General features: G+C 34.2%; 18 protein-coding genes and 1 tRNA gene. 7 read left to right on the forward strand and 12 right to left on the reverse strand.

The features are described 5' to 3' along the window. Nucleotides 1–5: 5 nt before the first annotated feature. Nucleotides 6–227 carry an ogr/Delta-like zinc finger family protein gene (locus A9G11_RS06910; protein WP_065618773.1) on the forward strand — a complete coding sequence of 74 codons (222 nt, stop codon included), beginning with the start codon at nucleotides 6–8 and terminating at the stop codon, nucleotides 225–227. A gap of 79 nt (nucleotides 228–306) precedes the next feature. Here the strand turns inward: A9G11_RS06910 and A9G11_RS06915 are convergent, their stop codons facing one another. Beyond that, on the reverse strand, nucleotides 307–1,128 hold the full coding sequence (locus tag A9G11_RS06915) for a VirK/YbjX family protein (RefSeq protein WP_065618775.1): 822 nt from the start codon (nucleotides 1,126–1,128) through the stop codon (nucleotides 307–309). Nucleotides 1,129–1,537: 409 nt separating this feature from the next. Further along, nucleotides 1,538–1,614 (reverse strand) — tRNA-Ile (locus tag A9G11_RS06920). A gap of 222 nt (nucleotides 1,615–1,836) precedes the next feature. Between A9G11_RS06920 and A9G11_RS06925 the strand changes: the two genes are divergently transcribed. Next, on the forward strand, nucleotides 1,837–2,196 hold the full coding sequence (locus A9G11_RS06925) for a DUF4156 domain-containing protein (protein ID WP_065618777.1): 360 nt from the start codon (nucleotides 1,837–1,839) through the stop codon (nucleotides 2,194–2,196). Between the two features lie 68 nt (nucleotides 2,197–2,264). On the opposite strand, the gene serC is transcribed toward A9G11_RS06925, so the two are convergent. The 6 genes from serC to A9G11_RS06955 form a co-directional block, all read right to left on the reverse strand. After that, complete coding sequence (gene serC / locus A9G11_RS06930) at nucleotides 2,265–3,350, reverse strand: 3-phosphoserine/phosphohydroxythreonine transaminase (protein ID WP_065618779.1); 1,086 nt, start codon at nucleotides 3,348–3,350, stop codon at nucleotides 2,265–2,267. A gap of 145 nt (nucleotides 3,351–3,495) precedes the next feature. After that, the gene (argH, locus tag A9G11_RS06935; protein ID WP_065618781.1) at nucleotides 3,496–4,872 is read right to left on the reverse strand and encodes an argininosuccinate lyase; all 1,377 of its coding nucleotides are present in this window, start codon (nucleotides 4,870–4,872) and stop codon (nucleotides 3,496–3,498) included. A 230-nt stretch (nucleotides 4,873–5,102) separates the two neighbouring features. Next, nucleotides 5,103–6,380, reverse strand: coding sequence for an argininosuccinate synthase (locus A9G11_RS06940; RefSeq protein ID WP_065618784.1), 1,278 nt, complete (start codon nucleotides 6,378–6,380; stop codon nucleotides 5,103–5,105). A 103-nt stretch (nucleotides 6,381–6,483) separates the two neighbouring features. Continuing rightward, a complete protein-coding gene (gene argB, locus A9G11_RS06945) occupies nucleotides 6,484–7,263 on the reverse strand; it encodes an acetylglutamate kinase (RefSeq protein ID WP_065618786.1) in 780 nt (259 codons plus the stop codon). A 125-nt stretch (nucleotides 7,264–7,388) separates the two neighbouring features. Next, complete coding sequence (argC, locus tag A9G11_RS06950; protein WP_065618788.1) at nucleotides 7,389–8,399, reverse strand: N-acetyl-gamma-glutamyl-phosphate reductase; 1,011 nt, start codon at nucleotides 8,397–8,399, stop codon at nucleotides 7,389–7,391. Between the two features lie 800 nt (nucleotides 8,400–9,199). Further along, nucleotides 9,200–10,663 (reverse strand): aminoacyl-histidine dipeptidase, encoded by a 1,464-nt coding sequence (locus A9G11_RS06955; protein ID WP_065618790.1) that lies wholly within the window; start codon nucleotides 10,661–10,663, stop codon nucleotides 9,200–9,202. A gap of 152 nt (nucleotides 10,664–10,815) precedes the next feature. On the opposite strand from A9G11_RS06955, the gene gpt reads away from it, so the two are divergent. From gpt to proA, 5 genes are all read left to right on the forward strand, one after another. After that, nucleotides 10,816–11,352 (forward strand): xanthine phosphoribosyltransferase, encoded by a 537-nt coding sequence (gene gpt / locus A9G11_RS06960; RefSeq protein WP_081298458.1) that lies wholly within the window; start codon nucleotides 10,816–10,818, stop codon nucleotides 11,350–11,352. Nucleotides 11,353–11,371: 19 nt separating this feature from the next. After that, nucleotides 11,372–12,628: an alpha/beta hydrolase gene (locus A9G11_RS06965; protein WP_065618792.1), complete on the forward strand. Its 1,257-nt coding sequence runs from the start codon at nucleotides 11,372–11,374 to the stop codon at nucleotides 12,626–12,628. Between the two features lie 25 nt (nucleotides 12,629–12,653). Next, nucleotides 12,654–13,772: a glutamate 5-kinase gene (proB, locus tag A9G11_RS06970; protein ID WP_065618793.1), complete on the forward strand. Its 1,119-nt coding sequence runs from the start codon at nucleotides 12,654–12,656 to the stop codon at nucleotides 13,770–13,772. A 182-nt stretch (nucleotides 13,773–13,954) separates the two neighbouring features. Then, nucleotides 13,955–14,362 (forward strand): hypothetical protein, encoded by a 408-nt coding sequence (locus A9G11_RS06975; protein WP_065618795.1) that lies wholly within the window; start codon nucleotides 13,955–13,957, stop codon nucleotides 14,360–14,362. Between the two features lie 67 nt (nucleotides 14,363–14,429). After that, nucleotides 14,430–15,683 carry a glutamate-5-semialdehyde dehydrogenase gene (gene proA, locus A9G11_RS06980; RefSeq protein WP_065618797.1) on the forward strand — a complete coding sequence of 418 codons (1,254 nt, stop codon included), beginning with the start codon at nucleotides 14,430–14,432 and terminating at the stop codon, nucleotides 15,681–15,683. A gap of 65 nt (nucleotides 15,684–15,748) precedes the next feature. Here proA and trhP read toward each other — a convergent pair whose 3' ends face one another. From trhP to A9G11_RS07000, 4 genes are all read right to left on the reverse strand, one after another. Continuing rightward, complete coding sequence (gene trhP / locus A9G11_RS06985) at nucleotides 15,749–17,092, reverse strand: prephenate-dependent tRNA uridine(34) hydroxylase TrhP (protein WP_065618799.1); 1,344 nt, start codon at nucleotides 17,090–17,092, stop codon at nucleotides 15,749–15,751. A 181-nt stretch (nucleotides 17,093–17,273) separates the two neighbouring features. Beyond that, complete coding sequence (locus A9G11_RS06990) at nucleotides 17,274–17,477, reverse strand: thermostable hemolysin delta-VPH (RefSeq protein WP_065618801.1); 204 nt, start codon at nucleotides 17,475–17,477, stop codon at nucleotides 17,274–17,276. Between the two features lie 137 nt (nucleotides 17,478–17,614). Beyond that, the gene (locus A9G11_RS06995; RefSeq protein ID WP_065618803.1) at nucleotides 17,615–18,343 is read right to left on the reverse strand and encodes a Vgb family protein; all 729 of its coding nucleotides are present in this window, start codon (nucleotides 18,341–18,343) and stop codon (nucleotides 17,615–17,617) included. Between the two features lie 500 nt (nucleotides 18,344–18,843). Further along, entirely contained in the window at nucleotides 18,844–19,761 is a 918-nt protein-coding gene (locus tag A9G11_RS07000) for a LysR family transcriptional regulator (RefSeq protein WP_065618805.1), read from the reverse strand. Nucleotides 19,762–19,766 lie beyond the last annotated feature (5 nt).

The following is a 19,766-nucleotide window of genomic DNA, read 5'->3' on the forward strand; positions in this document are numbered from 1 at the left end:
TTAAAATGATGAAATGTCCACACTGTCGTAGTAAAACTTACATTCGCTCAAGTGAAGAAATTAGTAATCTTACACGTAAACAATACTATCAATGCTCAAATATCTATTGTGGTCACACCTTTACCGCGATGCAATCGATATCTGAAACCATCGTACCAAGTGCTATACCGGATCCAACAGTCAATATCCCAATTTCACCCTATAGCCAACATGCCAAAAAAGCCTAGCTCAGCAACGGGTTGCAAAGCCAACCCGATGTACTTTTCACCAAGAAACTAAGTAAATACCGATGCAGATACTGTCAAATCAATGATGATTTACTATGGTTGAAAGATTTTTTTGACACTGAATACTCATATTTTCGCGAATGGCTTCTCTCTTTTTAAACTCACTTCGCTTATTACTTTTGATATCCTCAATAGATTTTGGCGATTGATTAATTGGTAACTTAAACCATGCTTTATTATATGAGACACCATTTACTTCTTGCCAAAATTTGTCATAGTCGAAATCGAACTTACCTAACTTAACATGAGCTTTATTTTTAACAGCATATATGTTCTCGACCTTAAAAAATTTGGCTATTTCCAAAATTAAAGCCATCATAAGATTGCTGGGTCTAAAACCATAAAAATCCTTAGTTAATTTTTTCAAGACCTCTCTACTGGTGTGTCCTTGCACTCCAGCAATATAAATATCACCAGAAAGTGTAATGGTAAAATGCATAGAAAAAACAAGCTTCTCATCAAAACGCATAATGACTCTTAGATCCCCCTCTCTAGGGTAAAATGCTGAGGAAAGATATAATGATATTTTAGTATCATTTTTGCCTTCCATTTCTGCCAAGATAACCCCATCAAGAGTAGGAGAGTAAAGTTTATCAACAGCATTTGCATTTATTTTCTGATCTATAAAGTCAATATGAGAATTGAGAATAGATAATTTCTTATTATAGGAAATTTTTTCATTGAGATATTTGTGAAATATTTTTTCGCTCAATGGATAAGGTCTTTCTAATTTGTCGTAGGATAATGGATATACACTTAACTTACATTTTTTTTTAAAATCAGCATAGTTAGATTTATTGAGTGATATTTTTATAAAAAACAAAGTTAAACGTGACTTCATTTTATTCATTTCCTTAATTGTATGACCACAAAAATGAGAGATTTTCAGGTTATTTTTAATAAACTTTCAAAATTTAAATAATAAGAAGATTAAACAGAGTTTATCATTCATTCCTTTTTGACTATAAATAAACTCATCGGTGAGGTGATGTTTTCGATTTACACATAAACAGATTTATCAACACACATACCTTTAGTTATTATACCGACCAACTGCATAAATTTAAATGGATTGTATGATAAAATATAAATCAGTTAATCAACAAGGTTATTTTAAAAAGTAACTAAAAATTTAAAGATACTGTTATTCTCAATAAAAAACACCCGCCATTTTACCGCCACTTAGTAAAAACTACTCTTTTTTAGATTAAATGTTTTGATGCTAACTTATTGATTATACTGATTTAGAATGGTGGCCCCTACTGGACTTGAACCAGTGACCAATCGATTATGAGTCGACTGCTCTGACCAACTGAGCTAAGGGGCCTCGATGAAAGGTGCTACTGACTTAGTAGGTTTGCGATTATAATAGAGTTAAATAGAATTTGCTATAGTTAATTAATAAAAATCGGTTGATTTGGTTATTAATTAATCTTTAACTTATTAGATTTCAAGCAATCATAATAACTGATATTTTTTAATGAATTAAACTGATACAATAAACAAGGTTAAAATAATTATTCGTTGTACTATTGGTTGAGGAAATTTTATGTCTATCAAAAAATTATTATTTATTAGTGTAGCTATTTCAACTACATTACTTTTAAACGCTTGTAGTAGTTCAGAATATCAACTTACTTCGGCTGGACGACAAGTCCAATTTGTTGATACTAAACCAAGCGCTAATTGCCAACTACTCGGTAAGGCTGAAGGTCGTCGAGGTACATTCTTTTCTGGACTTAAAACCCACAGCGAACTTATTCGTGATGCAGCATCAGATCTTATGAATAAAGCAGCCGCAATGGGTGGAAATGTGATTTATGATGCTCAGGATGCTTCAATGAAATACATTTCAGATGTTGCCCCAACAGATGCCGTTATGGTTGGTGACGTTTATCGTTGTAACTAATTTTCCGGTTCTATAAAAAAGGGGGAAATTTATTCCCCCTTTTTACTTTTAAATTTGTTTTAGCTTATTTAACCATTTTGTTTTTCAAACTGTGCCATAAAATCAATTAAGTAATTAACACCATTTATATCCATTGCATTATATATCGATGCTCGCATTCCCCCAGCAATGCGGTGACCTTTTATACCAATAATATGTGCTTGAGTTGCCTCGCTAACGAACTTTTTATCAAGATCTTCATTAGGTGATAAAAAGGTGACATTCATAATAGAACGATTTTCCTTTGCAATCTTATTACAGTAAAAATCAGATTGATCTATATAATCATATAATAACTGTGCTTTAGCTTGATTACGCTTTTGCATTGCGGTCAATCCACCTAAATTTTTGATCCATTTAAACACTAGACCTGCTATATACCAAGCAAAGGTTGGTGGAGTATTAAACATAGAGTCATGATCTAATAAGATTTTATAATCTAAAACTGAGGGTAATGCTTTTTGGGCATAACCAATGAGATCTTCACGAACAATGACAATAGTAATACCAGAAGGACCGATATTTTTTTGAGCGCCAGCATAAATAATACCATATCGGCTGACATCAATTGGTTGCGATAAAATACAAGAAGATAAATCAGCAACCACTGTTTTGTCACCAAAATTAGGTGTTTCAAATATTTCAATACCATCGATAGTTTCATTTGGACAATAGTGAACATAAGCTGTTTCATCATGCAATTGCCATTCCGACATGGGTTTAACATAAGATAAACCATTCTTTTTGATCACAATATCTTGTTCTATCACTTGACAATATTTGCTTGCCTCTTTAGCTGCGCACGAACTCCAATAACCACTGTTGATATAGTCAGCACTGTTTTTTTGACCGAGTATGTTTAGCGGAACGGCTGCAAATTGCGCTCTTGCTCCGCCTTGGCAAAAGAGTATTTTGTAATGACTAGGTAGATTTAAAATATCACGGAGGTTTTGGGTTGCTTCAATAGCACAAGCATCAAAATCTTTACCCCTATGACTCAATTCCATTACTGATGCACCAGTATTTTGCCAATCTAATAATTCAGTTTGTACTTGCTTTAATACTTCTGCAGGTAACATGGCTGGACCAGCACTAAAATTATAACTTTTATTCATCACCATTCACTTTAATTCATTTAAATACAGGAATATATTTTTGCACTCTCTGAAAGGATATACAATCAGATTTTTTGCAAAGATGTTTCAGGTTAGCTATACGTTAAAGTAAAAAAGCCGACAACAGTCGGCAAAAAGAGTAAAACTAAATTGATAATTGTTGTTTCGCTCTATCAATAGCTGATTTTACTTGTTCTGTTGAAACACCACCTTTAGCTGAACGTTTAGCTAAACAGGAGTGTAACGATAAAATAGGATAAACATCATTATCAATAACTGTACTGAAAACTTTTAGTTCATCTAATGTCAGTTCTTCTAAAGCCTTTTGTTTAGCTATCGCGCTCACTACTGCTTCTCCAACAATATGATGAGCTTCCCGAAATGGAATACCTTTAGCAACCAGATAATCAGCTAACTCAGTAGCGTTTGAATAACCTTGTTTTGCTGCTTCTTGACAATTAGCATAATTAATTTTGATATCTTCAAGTACCAGTGCTGCCATATCCAGACATTCATGCCAAGTATCAAGAGCATCAAATAAGTGTTCTTTATCTTCTTGCAGATCTTTATTATAAGCAAGAGGTAATCCCTTAAGCGTAGTTAATGCGCCGGTTAATGCTCCAACTACCCTTCCAACTTTGCCACGAATGAGTTCTAAGGCGTCGGGGTTCTTTTTTTGTGGCATCAATGAAGATCCTGAGGTAACACGATCAGATAACTCTACAAAATCAGCTTCACCACTATTAAAAATAATTAAGTCTTCAGCAAAACGCGACAAATGAATCATACCTATCGAAGCATCATTCAATAATTCAAGAACATGATCGCGATCGGATACTGCATCTAAACTATTATTAGTCGCTGAAGCAAAACCAAGCCACTTAGCTAATTGTTCTCGATCCATCGGATACGCCGTACCAGCTAAAGCACCACTACCTAACGGACTAATGTCTAATCGTTTTAGCGTATCTTGTAAACGACTTTCATCACGAGTTAACATTTCATAATACGCAAGACACCAATGGGCAAAAGTGATAGGTTGCGCTCGTTGTAAATGTGTATATCCAGGCATAATAGCTTGTTGGTGTTGTTCCGCCGTTATGACTAGCGATTGACGTAAATGATTAATGGCTAAGATCAATTGCTGAATTTGATCCTTACACCATAATTTAAGATCGGTTGTGGATTGATCATTACGACTACGACCAGTATGTAATTTTTTTCCTAAATCACCGACTTTCTCAATGAGTTTTTGTTCAACCCAACTATGAATATCTTCAGCATCACTTTGTAAAATTTGTAGTGGGTCTTGCTGAACCAAGCTAAGTAATTCATTTAAAGCATGTTCTAATTTTTGTTGCTCATCGTGAGATAAAACGTTAACAGTAACTAGTGCTTTAGACCAAGCAATAGAACCTATGATATCTTGCCTAGCAAGACGATAGTCAAAGCGCAATGAATCATTAAAATGTTTAAATCGTTGATCTGCTGCTTGGCTAAAACGCCCACCCCATAATGCCATAATTACCTCAAATATTTTTTAACTTATATTGGACGATTTTGATTTAGTTATACTATCGTCACTCTCATTACTTTAATTTGGAATTAAATCTATAGTAGTAAAGAAATATATACAGGACAAAGCCTGTATATATTAGTTACGTTATTGTTCCTAAAAAGAGTATTAGTCGCTATTTTTTCTTTTTAGTTGCAGTTTTTGATTTAGTAGTAGCTTTCGCTGTTACCGTTTGTTTAACTGTTTTTTTTAGCATCAACTTTAGCCTCAACCTTATTGGCTTTTTTAGTAGGTTGTTTTTTCTTTTCAGCGTTTAATGCACGAATACGTGATGACAAGGAGAATAAACGAATAAAACCACCTGCATGGCTATGGTCGTACACTTCATCTTCACCAAAAGTGGCAAACTCTTCACTATATAAACTATTTGGCGATTTTTTCTGGACTGCTGTCGCACTTCCTTTGTAAAGTTTAACGACCACTTCACCTGTCATATCTTCAGCTAATACATCAGCAGCAGCTTGCAATGAACGTCGGTATGGAGCAAACCAACGCCCATCATAAACTACATAAGCCATCTCCAATCCAAGTTGTTCGCGCCATTTAAAGCTGTCGCGATCTAAAATTAACTGCTCCAAACCACGTAGAGCTGTCATCATAATAGTACCACCCGGTGTTTCATAACAGCCACGTGATTTAATACCAACTAAACGGTTTTCAATAATATCAACCCGACCTACACCATGCTTAGCCCCGATTTTGTTCAATGTTGCTACACAGTTATAAGGTGATAATTTTTTACCATTAACTGAAATCACTTCACCTTTTTCAATACCGATCGTTACTAACTCCGGTTTGTTAGGTGCATCTTCAGGTGCAACAGTCCAAGCCCAACAATCAGCATTTGCCTGATTCCAAGTACTTTCCAGTACACCGCCTTCGGTAGAAATATGCCATGCGTTTTCGTCGCGACTATAAATCTTTTCAACTGTCGCCGTTGTTGGAATTTTACGCACTTTTAAATAATCGATTAAAGCTTCTCGGGAACGTAAATCCCATTCACGCCATGGAGCAATAACTTTGAGATGAGGGGCAAGTGCGGTGTAAGTCGTTTCAAAACGAACTTGGTCGTTACCTTTACCGGTTGCACCGTGGCAAAGTGTATCGGCACCAACTTCTAAAGCATATTCAACTTGAGCTTTAGCAATAATTGGACGTGCCATGGAAGTACCTAAGTAGTAGGTACCTTCATACAAAGCACCAGTTTTTAATACAGGGTAAACATAATCTTTAACGAACTCTTCGCGTAAATCAACTACTTTACAAGCAACGGCTCCAGATGCTTTTGCTTTCTTCTCTACATCTTTTAATTCACTTGGATCTTGTCCAACATTAGCCACTAATGCATAGACTTCACAACCGCCATAATTCTCTTTTAACCAAGGAATAATAGCTGATGTATCTAAGCCCCCTGAATAAGCTAAAACGACCTTTTTTGTTGCACTTTTTTTCATGTTATACCCTTTCTAAATTAACTTACGATAAATAAATGAGTTAAAGACTTTCCCGATAAAACGCTAGTATAAAAACAGAGCTAATATACTAATTGAATTATAATTAAGCAATAATTCTTGTTCCGGTTATACCTGATTTTCCATTAAATAATTCCAACAATTTATCTGCATCTTGCCAGCTAGCGATATCTATAGGCCGACCAAGTGCTTTACTCGCTTCAAAAGCTGATTTTACTTTTATAATCATGCCGTCAGTAATGACCCCTTCAGCGATAAGTTGATCTGCTTGTGATTCAGTCAATGAAGTTAAAAGTTGTTTATTACCATCTAGTACGCCGGCGACATCAGACAATAAAATCAAATCCGCATTTAAGGTTTTAGCTACCGCTACTGCAGCATGATCGGCATTAATATTCATCATTTGTCCTTCTTCTGTAATACCAATCGAACTGATAATTGGTAAATAACCTGCGTTCATCAGTAAATTAATTAACGCTGGATCACCCTCTTTTGCTTCACCTACATAACCTAACTCTTCGGAAATTTGTTTAACCACAACGCTATTACCGTCAGCTAAACAGAGTCCTACACTTGCTATATGCTGTTTTTTAGCTTCGGATAATAATGTTGTATTAGCACTACCGGCGAGACTTCCAACAATAACATCAATTTGATCAGCTGGAGTTACGCGCAAACCATTTCGGCGTACTACCGGTAATGATAAACGATCCATGAGTGAATCAACGACACTGCCACCACCATGCACAATGACTAAAGAACGTTGATAACTTTTTTTATATTCACTAATAACAACAAATAATTTACTTAATGCATCTTTGTTATCGAGTAATACGCCACCGAGCTTGATAATTAGAGGTTTCATTTTTATTTCCTATTTATTCTTATGTAAAAATAATTATGTTAATTTTAGTTGTTCATATCAGTACTATCTATTTATATGCCATTACTGTTTTTTAGAGATCACCTTATAACAATAAATTTACCTATTTATAGCAGTGATGTCGTTTCATCGTAACCAAAGCGAATATTCATACATTGCACAGCTTGCGCAGCAGCGCCTTTTAATAAATTATCTTCAACTGAAATTAAAATTAAATGACGACCTTTTAACACAAAACCAATATCACAATAAGGTAAACCGATGACTGATTTTAATGCTGGCCAATTTTCTTGATAAACTCTTACCAAAGGTTTATCGTCATAATATTTATTTAAAGCACCTAAGATATCTTTAGCATTCACCCCTTCTTTTACTCGACAAGTAATAGTTGCATGAATACCTTGTTTAAAACTACCAAGATGAGGCATAAAGATGACTTCTTGTCCTAAATGTGTGGCAATTTCCGGTTGGTGTCTATGGGTAAATAGACCATAAGCATGCACACTCACTTCACAAAAATGATTGTTAAGTGAAGCTTTACGTCCTGCCCCACTAACACCACTGATTGCATTAATAACCGGCCATTGTGTACCATCTAGTAATCCTTCGACTATTAAAGGTTTTAATGGTAATTGTGATGCGGTTGGATAACATCCCGGCACTGCAATTAATTGCGCCTGTTTGATTTGGGCAAAATTCCATTCAGCTAAACCATAAACTGCTTTATCTAACCATTTTTGATGTTGATGGGTAAAACCATAAAATTCTGTATAAAACGAAGAGGAATTAACACGAAAAGCACCGGATAAATCAAAAACTGTGCATCCATGTTCTAAAAAATAAGGGGCGATATTATGACTTACTGAATGCTCTGTTGCTAAGAAAACAACATCAATATCTTTGATTAATGAAGCGTAATCACTGGTACCTAAAAGCGGTAAATCTACTACACCTTTTAGTTGTGGATATAAATCAAAATCTGAAATCTTCTTGCCAGCATCCAAACTGTTTTCTGATACGGTTAATGCAACAAGTTCTACATGTGGATGCTTCTGCAAATAATAGGCTAACTTAGCTCCTGCATAACCACTTGCACCGACAATAATAGCTTTTAACATATCTATTCCTGTATATCATTATAAAACTATGCATATATACTAGTTAATTTATTCGATTAATTCAATATCAAAATGAATTTTTATTCACTTTTTTTGAATTTTATTTCATTTTAATTTAGATGTTGAGTAATTAGTTAAAAACAGTATCACTTAATTTATCTAATGATAATAATCTATTTAGCTGTTCAATGAGTTGATGTTTATAGGACTTTCAGGCCTAGATTGTGCTATATTTCAGACACAAAATCTCATCTTTAACACTTGAAAGACTAATTGATTGTCGATATTGCCAGAGCAAGACATCATTAAATAATCCAGTTAATTTATTGTTTGGTCAAATTACAGGCAATCTTGCATTACTATATAACTAATTGCTTTTATTTTAGTAATTTTGAAGCATCATCTTTTAAAATAAAAATGAATGAGTCAAATCAAACCCTATTAAGGTTATTAACTTTAAAGAAGAAAATACAATGGTAAATAATGGTTTTTCCTTTATCGTATTTAGTATATGTTTATTAAATTCATTAATATAAATTATATTTTAATCATTTGATTTTAGTCATTAAATAAAAAACCATTTGCTTTTGATAAATTACATAATTTCTTATAAAAACTATAAATTCGTTTTCAATGGACTTGAATCGTTTAGATTTGTTTGGCTGATTCATAACATCTACATATGCTATTAACTCAGTATTGCAATATTCTTCTTGATTTAAAAAATGGTCAAAATAAGAGGCATTAAAAATGCGCTTATCTTCTTTGGGAGCAAATAGAAGATAATGCGCAAAAAATATTTATTTCAGATGTTTCGCTGATTTTAGTATAGCAATAAGTAGCTCCCAATATCGGTAAACACTTTGGATATTTACTTTTTCATCCGGCGAATGTGGAGAAACAATGGTTGGTCCAATGGAAATCATATCCATATTTGGGTAAGACTTTTTAAATAAACCGCATTCAAGACCTGCATGGATGACCATAATCTTAGGTCGCTCAGAGAAAATTTCATAATATTTATCTTTGGTTAATTGTAAAAGACTGGATTCTAAATTAGGCTCCCAACCAGAATAACCACCACTAATCTCATAATTCGCATTAGCTAATTGGCTATGTGCAATCAGAGTTGAAACAACGGCATCTTTAGCACTATCAATTTGTGAACGAATTAAAAAATTAGCATTAATTTGATTATCAGCAATACTAACAATACCTAAATTTAACGAAGTTTCAACCACGCCATGTAGCTGATCACTCATTCGTACCACACCATTGGGGGCAGCATGTAACCAATTGATAATTCGATTTTGTTGTTCGGCGGTTAACACCCGTTTAACCTTATTAGCATCAACATCGGACAAAGTAATTTCAATACTTGGTTCTACATGCCCTAATTCATTTTGTAACACCTCTTTATACTGGCTAATGATTGATGTTAATTTAGGCAGATCTTCTTTACTTAAGGAGATCTCAACAAATGCTTCTCTTGGGATCGCATTACGTAATGAACCACCACTAATATCGGCTAATCTAAATGAAAGATCTTGTGCGTACTCAGCCAGAAAACGAGCCATCAGTTTAATCGCATTGCCTCGACCAAGATGTATATCACAACCTGAGTGACCACCTTTCAAGCCTTTCAAAGAGATTTTTAAATAGCAATCATGTTTTGCCGGCATAACAGCATAATTGATAGGAAAAGAAGAAGTAAAATTAACACCACCTGCACAACCAGTAAAAATTTCCCCTTCATCTTCGGAATCGGTATTTATTAAATATTGGCTAGTTAACCAATTGGGTTGTAAACCAAAAGCACCAAACATTCCCGTTTCTTCTGATACGGTCACTAACACTTCAATAGGTCCATGCTCTACTGCCGGATCTATTAAAACTGCCAGAGCTGAAGCTAGGCCTACACCATTGTCCGCTCCTAATGTAGTCCCTTTTGCCTTGACCCACTCTCCATCAACATATGCTTGAATTGGATCAGTTAAGAAATCATGTTCTGTTCCTTCATTTTTTTGTGGCACCATGTCCATATGAGCTTGTAAAGCAATGGATGGACAATCTTCCATCTCTTTTGTGGCAGGTTTGGTTAATAAAATATTACCAACCTTATCAATTTTATAATCGATTTGATGAGAATTTGCAAAATCGACAATATATTTGGTTATCATCTGTTCATGATGAGAAGGATGTGGAATTTTACAAATATCATTAAAAATCTGCCAAACAAATTTTGGTTTCAACGTTGAAAGCATAATACAACCTCAATATTAAGTGCGGAATGAATTAATGAGTGGTTTTTTTTGTCTAATCACTCTATAATAAGGTGCAATTTTACATCTATTTTTAGTCTATTAATATTACTTTTATTTATATTAGCCCATTCGATTAAAATTGCAGGTCACACATGTCAATAAAACAAACATTATCAGAAGAAGAAATCCAAGCCCAAAAACAACATAAAGCAGAACTCATAGCTGAAAAGAAAAAATTCACTGTCACATGGGAAATGGTACAGGCTTATGGTCGTCAACTTTCTGAACGCTTATTACCCGCCAACCAATGGAAAGGCATCATTGCTGTTAGCCGTGGCGGATTAGTCCCAGCTGCGATTTTAGCTCGTGAATTGAGTATCAGATACGTTGATACAGTATGCATTTCAAGTTACGATCACGATCATCAACGTGAAAAATTAATACTAAAACAAGCTAATGGTGATGGCGAAGGATTTATTGTAATCGACGATTTAGTCGATACAGGTAACACAGCACATACCATTCGTGAAATGTATCCGAAAGCACATTTTGTCACTATTTTTGCCAAACCAGCAGGTAAACCACTTGTTGACGATTATGTTATTGATATCGCACAAGACACTTGGATTGAACAACCATGGGATACTGGTGTAGTTTTTGTTAAACCAGTTAGCGATCATCATAAATAATAAGGAAACAATAGTTGCTATGACATCTATTCAGAACTTATCTGAACAAATTTTTAAACCACAATATGATTATCCGGAAACATCAACACTTATTAACCGTGTTGATAATAGTGATGGCAGTAGTTTTAGCCCATTAGATGGCGAATTTGACTCCAATTGGTATCGCATTGTTAATCCTGTTTTATGGTATTGGCGAGGATTACCTAAATTGGAAGTTGAAGAGGTTTTATCTAAAATTGCCGTTTCAACTAAACCACATGTTAACAATAAATGGTTAGATTCTGTAGCGGGCTATCAGCCGGGTAATTGGATTTATGAGTTTTTAAATCAATCCGCCAACTGGCAAGCTAAATCTGATTCAATCGATAAAAATAATCTTACTGAAGCAGATAAAAAAAGCTTACATGACTATTATTTAATTGCTAGTGAATACGCTAGCATTGCTAGCTATCCTCATTTTAAAAATGATGAGTTAGCCATGTATGCGCAAACTTGTGCCTATCAAGCTTATGCTAAGGCATTAAGTTATTCACCATTTATCACTAAAGAACTTGAATTTAAAGTCCAAAATAGTAGTGTTAAAACGATATTACATCTTCCTCAAACCGAAGGTACTTGCCCGGTGGTGTTAATGTGTAATAGTTTGGGTAGTCTACAGATAGATTTTTATCGTTACTTTAGTGAATTTTTAGCACCTAAAGGCATCGCTATGTTGACGGTTGATTTGCCTACTGTTGGTAATAGTCGTGGTTTTACTTTAACGCAAAATAGTAGCCAAATTCACCAAGCGATATTAGAACAACTTGACTCTGTTCCTTGGGTCGATAGTAATCGTGTAATTTTAGCTGGTTTCCGCTTTGGATCGCATATTGCAACCCGCTTGGCACATTTAATGCCAAATAAGATAAAGGGATTATTTAATTTTGCACCATTAATTCATCAAATCTTTGTCGATAAAGAGTTACAAAAAAATCTACCCCACGTCTATAAAGATATGTTAGCTAGTCGTCTTGGTTTACCGTCTATCTCCAATAAACAATTAGCTGCTGAATTAAATTATTTTTCCTTAAAAAATCAAGGAATTTTGACCCATGCATGTATTGTGCCTGTCATGAATATAATTTTTGAAGAAGATAGATTAAGCAATCTTACTGAAGCAAAATTAATCCATTCAACTAAACAAAATAAAATTGTTAGCGTGCCAAAAACACCATTACAGCAGAGTTTATTTAACGCCTTAGAGCAATCAGTTAAATGGATGAGTTCAATTTTGTAATATTATATTTTAGAAGAGTATTGTTATGACTAATAAAACACAACAAATTGTCGTTGTTAAATTAGGAACCAGTGTTTTAACTGGCGGTACAAAACAGTTAGATCGCGCGCGAATCGTTGAACTTATCCGGCAATGTTCTTTCTTACATCAAAATGGACACAAAATTATTATTGTCACTTCCGGTGCAATAGCTGCCGGACGTGAATATCTTAATTTTCCTACTCTTCCTAATACCGTTGCATCCAAACAATTACTTGCATCTGTTGGGCAAAGCAAATTAATTCAGCTTTGGGAACAACTGTTTTCAATTTATAAAATTTATATTGGTCAAATGTTATTAACTCGAGCTGATCTTGAAGATCGTGAACGATTTTTAAATGCACAAGATGTACTTAAAGCAATGTTAGACAATAATATTATTCCAGTAATAAATGAAAATGATGCCGTTGCTACCGCAGAAATTAAAGTGGGTGACAATGATAATTTATCTGCACTGGCAGCAATTTTAGCTGAAGCAGATAAATTAATTTTATTAACCGATTTAGAAGGACTGTACACCGCCGACCCCAAAACAGATCCTAATGCCAGATTAATTCAACAAATCGATCATATTGATGATAATTTACGCAGCATTGCAGGCGATAGTGTATCAGGACTTGGTACAGGCGGTATGGGAACAAAACTACAAGCAGCAGAAGTAGCCGGCAGTGCCGGTATTGAAGTTGTTATTGCTGCTGGGAATAAAGCGAATGTCCTTATTGATATAGTCAATAACCAACCTATTGGCACCCGTTTTTTACCACAAAAAACTCCGTTAGAGCATCGTAAACACTGGTTATTTGGCGCACCTAAAGCTGGCAAAGTATATTTAGATGACGGCGCTGTTAATGCTATTTTAAATAATGGTAGCTCACTATTACCTAAAGGGATCATTAAAGTTGAACAAGATTTTTCTCGGGGTGAAGTGATTGATATTTGTGATAAATCTGGTCAAAAAATTGCGCGTGGTGTATGTCGTTACAATAGTGATGCATTAAAACAGATTGCTGGACATCATTCACAGGAGATCAGCCAAATCATTGGCTATGAATATGGCCCAGTAGGGGTTCATCGTAATGATATGATTATCAAATACAATAAGTAACTAAATTAACATAAAAAATTACTATGATCGGGATTTTCGTTAATTAACTCAATATTATTAATAAGTTATATGCATGTATAAAATCATAATTTATACAAATCGTTTCCCTCAACTGCCATAGCGGCATGATATAATCCATTGAAATCATAATATAATTATGTAGTATTAAGGAGATTTATAATATGGAAAGCACTTCAATTAAAAAATTTTATACACGCCGTTTTATTAAATTAATATTTATTGCCAGCATATGTTTACTTATATTGTCCTTGCTTTCTAAAGATGTCAAACTAGTTATAACCGCCTTATTCATTCTATGTATTTGCATTTTTAAATATAATATGCTTTATATAGCAATTGGTGAAAATTATATAAGTGTCACTCAAAGACCTTTTAAGGAACCAATCAAGATTTTATTTAATGAAGTTATATCAGTAAAATATGAAGCTAACAAAATTGTTCTATACTACTGTAATTCTATAAATCGTTATGAAACTACCTTTACAATTTATTTAGGTCAATTAGAAAACAAAGCTAAAAATGAACTAATAAAAACCTTACAGACTAATTTAGAAGGTAAACAAAGATAGACTACATAATAGTAAGCAGTAATAAATATTTTTCTTTTACATTATTTATAACATTGGCAGGTATATCATGTTAGAACAAATGGGTAAAGCAGCAAAACTTGCATCATATCAATTAGCACAATGCCCTACTACCACCAAAAATCAAGCATTAACCATTATTGCTGATTTACTGGAAAAACAGAGTGACACAATTCTTGCTGCTAATGAAAAGGATATGCTAGCGGCTAAAGCGCAAGGTTTAAGTATGGCTATTTTAGATCGCCTATTACTTACCCCTGAGAGACTCGCAGATATTGCTAATGATGTTAGAAAAGTTGTTTCTTTAACCGATCCGGTAGGCAAAACTATTGATGGATCTATTTTAGATAATGGACTAAAGTTACAACGTCACAGAGTGCCGTTAGGGGTAATCGGAGCCATTTATGAAGCTCGTCCAAATGTTACGATTGATATTGCGACACTTTGTTTAAAAACAGGCAATGCCGTAATTTTACGTGGTGGCAAAGAAACAGCTCAGACTAATGCCGCTATGATCGCACTTATCCAACAAGCATTGCAACAAGTAGGACTACCGCAAACGGCGATACAATCTATTGATGATCCGGATCGAAAATATATTCACGAATTACTTAAACTTGATAAATATGTTGATATGATTATCCCTCGAGGTGGTTCAGCATTACAGAAACTATGTAAAGAACATTCATCCATTCCTGTAATTACTGGTGGTATTGGTGTTTGCCATATTTTTATGGATGAAAGTATGGATTTTGATAGTGCTTTACCAATTATTATCAATGCTAAAACTCAGCGTCCAAGTACTTGTAATACAGTTGAAACGTTACTTGTACATACTAAAATTGCTGACACCTTTTTACCGAAATTAAGTCAAATAATGGCAGACAATGATGTAATACTGCATGCTGATCAAGATGCCTTTGCAATTTTGCAAACCGGTGTTGCCAATGTATTTCCTGTTGAAGATGAACAACTCCGTCAAGAATGGCTTTCAAAAGATTTAAATGTGGTAATTGTTGATTCACTAGAACTTGCAGTTGAACATATTCGTGAATATGGAAGCAATCACTCGGATGCAATATTAACTCGAAGCCTTGCTAATGCTGAAAAATTTGTAAATTTGGTTGATTCTGCTGCGGTTTATGTTAACGCTTCAACACGCTTTACAGACGGTGGACAGTTTGGTTTAGGTGCAGAAGTTGCGGTCAGTACTCAAAAATTACATGCTCGCGGACCAATGGGATTGGAAGCGCTAACCACCTATAAGTGGATAGGTTATGGTGATGATCTTATTCGTAAATAGCTTTTTCAAAATAGCTGTTAGCCACATCGGCAAACAGCTATTAATCAATAATAACCCTAAAATAGCTAGTCAAAATTCCGCATAAGTAAGGCATAATTTAGATCAATCTCAGGGGAAATTGGAATATACACAATATGCCCGTCACCTAATCCGGCGGGTACGGGTTGCCCTTTTTTGTTTTCCATTCGATCGATAATAAAAGTGATATTCCCTTTTGGTGTCATCATCTCTACACTATCACCCACAGAAAATTTATTTTTAACAATAATTTCTGCAAGCCCATTTAAGCGTTCACCACTAAATTCTCCGACAAACTGCTGTCTGTCCGAAACAGAGTGACTATGCACATAATTTTGCATCTCTTCATGTTTATGACGACGTAAAAAACCTTCGGTATAACCACGATGTGCTAACGAATCAAGTTCAGCTAACAATTTAGAATCAAAAGGTTTACCTTCACTTGCCGCATCAATAGCTTGACGATAAACTTGAGCTGTTCTGGCACAATAATAAAAAGATTTAGTACGACCTTCAATTTTAAGGGAATGTACCCCTATCTTCGTCAAATCACCAACTAATTCAACGGCTCTTAAATCTTTCGAATTCATAATATAAGTACCATGCTCATCTTCAAAAGCTTGCATATACTCGCCTGGTCGTCCGGATTCTTCAAGCATAAATAGTTTATTGGTAGTTTGACCTATACCCAGTGTTGGTTCAACTTGTTGCACTGGAATAGGCTCACATTTATGAACAATTTGCCCGATCTCGTCTTCTTTACCTTCCGCTACTTTATATTCCCAACGGCAAGCATTAGTACAAGTACCTTGATTCGAATCGCGTTTATTAATATAACCAGAAAGTAAACAGCGTCCAGAATAAGCCATACAAAGCGCACCATGAATAAATACTTCCAATTCCATTTCCGGGACTTTTTCACGAATTTCAGCAATTTCATCCAGCGACAATTCACGGGATAATACTACACGAGTTAAACCAATTTTATGCCAAAATTTAACTGTAGCCCAGTTAACCGCATTTGATTGTACTGATAAATGAATCTCCATTTCGGGAAAATGTTCACGGACAAGCATAATCAAACCGGGATCGGACATAATAAATGCATCAGGTTTCATATTAACGATTGGTGCTAAATCACGAATAAAGGTTTTTAATTTAGAGTTATGTGGTGCAATATTCACAACAACATAGAACTTTTTACCTTGTGCATGCGCTTCATTAATACCGATAGCTAAGTTTTCATGATTAAATTCATTATTACGAACACGTAAGCTATAACGTGGTTGACCGGCGTAAACAGCATCTGCACCATAAGCAAAAGCGTAACGCATATTTTTGAGAGAACCAGCAGGGGAAAGCAACTCTGGTTTTGCATATAAATGTGTCATTAAAAAAATGCCTCTGATTTCAAGTCAGTATTACATCTCTGTAATAGGTTAAGCAAAATAAGACTGGGCATTTTACGCTTTAGCCTATCTATTGGCAAATTTATTATGCTTTAAGTAAGTAGTTTAAATCGACGTGGTATTATAATTAAACAATTACCTTAAAACAGTGCATTAATATTAATCAATAACTCTTTAAATCTTCATTGTTAATTAATGGCAAATACTCTTCCCACCTATATTCTCGAATTGGCATTGGATTAGCGTCTTTAAAATATAAAACTAGTGCTGGCTTAATACCATTCCAGTTATCCACAAACTCATATCTAACAAGTAAACCGTCTTTAATTAGTTTTTTCGCTTTAGCATGATAATTGAAGTAGCTCATAATAAATTTTGATTAACATTGAGTTAAATGTTTGGTGGGCTATATGAAATCTTTAGACCGAATGATAACTTGTACCATGTTTCACATTAGTAATCAAGTTATCACTCAATTAATTATATTATTATAAATTATTTGCACTAATCATTACTTAGCATATGTACAGAACCATCTCCCCATGTTCCTATATAATAAGCATTATTATGAAATGCTAACGCCACCGCGCTAGATAATGATGAAGCGATAGTTTGAACGTTACCCGTTTTTATATCTACTTTGCGTACCATATCTGCCCCGTTATCTATCACGGCAACAGTATCAGGTGAAAGAGTTACAATTCCCACTCCTGGTCGAACAAAGTTTTTACCTATTTCTACTTGTTCTCCATTAGCTCTAATCAATGTTAAACGTCCACTATATTGTGATACAACTAAACTATTATCAGGAAGTTGTGTTACACCTACAGGTGTTGTTAATCCTTTAGCTATGATTTTTTTACTACCATTAGCTAAATCAAGGCTAACAATCTCTCCAGTTGAACGGTTAGTGATCAATAATTGTTTGTCATTAGAAAAAGCGATACCTGTTGGTGTATGGTAACCTTCTGAAATTTTTTCTGCTTTACCATTAGGATCTATTTTCAAAATATAATCATCTCCATATGAAGAAACATAAATGTTATCCTGACTATCCAGCACAATCCCTGCTGGTGATGAAATATTTGAATAAACAATTTCCCGCTGATTATTTGCATTGATTTTGACAACGGAATTACCTGACCAATTGGTTACATACATTGCACCTTTACTATCAAAGGCGATTCCCGTTGGCGCACTAAATGTTGAACTAATAGTTTTTAACTCTGCCATACAAACCCTTCCAAATAAAACGAAAAAAAACAACGTAATAATATATAAACAATTTTTTTTCATAATACCTTTTCTCCAATAACAGTTTATAAATCTCAATAACCGCCTAAACCTAGATTAAATGAGTGGGATATCAATCATATGGTTATATTTAGCGTCCATTACACAAAAACGATTCTCTTGGTTTCGTTATTGGTAACACTAAACTTAAAAAGCAATATATGAAAATATTTATTTTGTGATATGAAATAAATATCAAAGAAAAACAGATAAGCAGGAAAAGCAATTGAATAGGTTTTAAAGTTGAATCGGATTATCTTTTTATTTATTAAGCAACAAAATCAGATGATCTTAAAACATTACTGGATTTAGATTATTAGTAAATCAAATAATCATTAATTAACAATCAATTATGCTGAAGTCAGCACCTTTAGCATAATCTGATTAAGGGTAATAACAAAATTCGTATAATTTAATTCAAGCCATATAGTTATTATTTTTCAAAATGTTAAATGCTTTTCCTTAAAATAGTTAATTATCGCTTCGGTCAACGGTGTTTTTTGCAAATCCGTTCGCCAAATAAGAAAAATATCGATTTTAAGCTTGTCATCTTGTCTACTAATTAATGGTTTATAAATCACACCCTCTACTTTTGCTTGTACCATAGATTGCGGTAAAAGCATCATCGCTTTCCCTAGTGATACTTCCAGTAACATAGATAAAGTATCAGGTAATTCTGCACGACGAATAACAGGTTGATGAAGTGTTTTAAATACCTGTTCACATTGCCCATAAAAAGAGGGATTCAAATGAGGTTTAAACCAAAAAAGAGGTAAATCCAACACATCATTAAGATCAACGCGCTCTTGTTCACTACAGCGGTGCATAGCAGGTAACACTAAAATCATCGGCTCTTGATAAATCAACAAAGAATTTTCATTAGCATTTCTTGATTGGTAATCAGACACAAAGGCAAAATCAATGTGTTTTTTCTCTAATTCAATTTGCAACTCTTTTGATGTGTAATTATGCTTATAGATCTCAATGACATCGGCAAAATCAGAAAAGAATTGTTTAAAATAATCAATAAAATCAAAACTTAAAGTCTTAGTTGTTCCTAACGATATCTTGTTTACATTATCAAACTTAATTGACTCAGTAATTGAACTAAGCTCTTGCAATAACTGTATAGCTTTAGATTTAAACATCTCCCCTTCTTTAGTCAAAACCACATGGTGAGAGTTTCTTAAAAATAAACTCACCTCGAGCTTTTCTTCTAACTCTTTTATTTGAATTGAAAGCGGGGGCTGGCTAATATTCAACTTACTCGCCGCCCCCCTAAAACTATGCTCTTCACAAACAGCAATAAAATATTGTAACTGTTTAATGGTAGGTAACTTTTTACTAAAAATATCCATAAAAT

The sequence above is a fragment of the Gilliamella sp. wkB108 genome, assembly GCF_001690195.1.
In the GTDB taxonomy this organism is placed as follows: Bacteria; Pseudomonadota; Gammaproteobacteria; order Enterobacterales; family Orbaceae; genus Gilliamella; species Gilliamella apicola_L.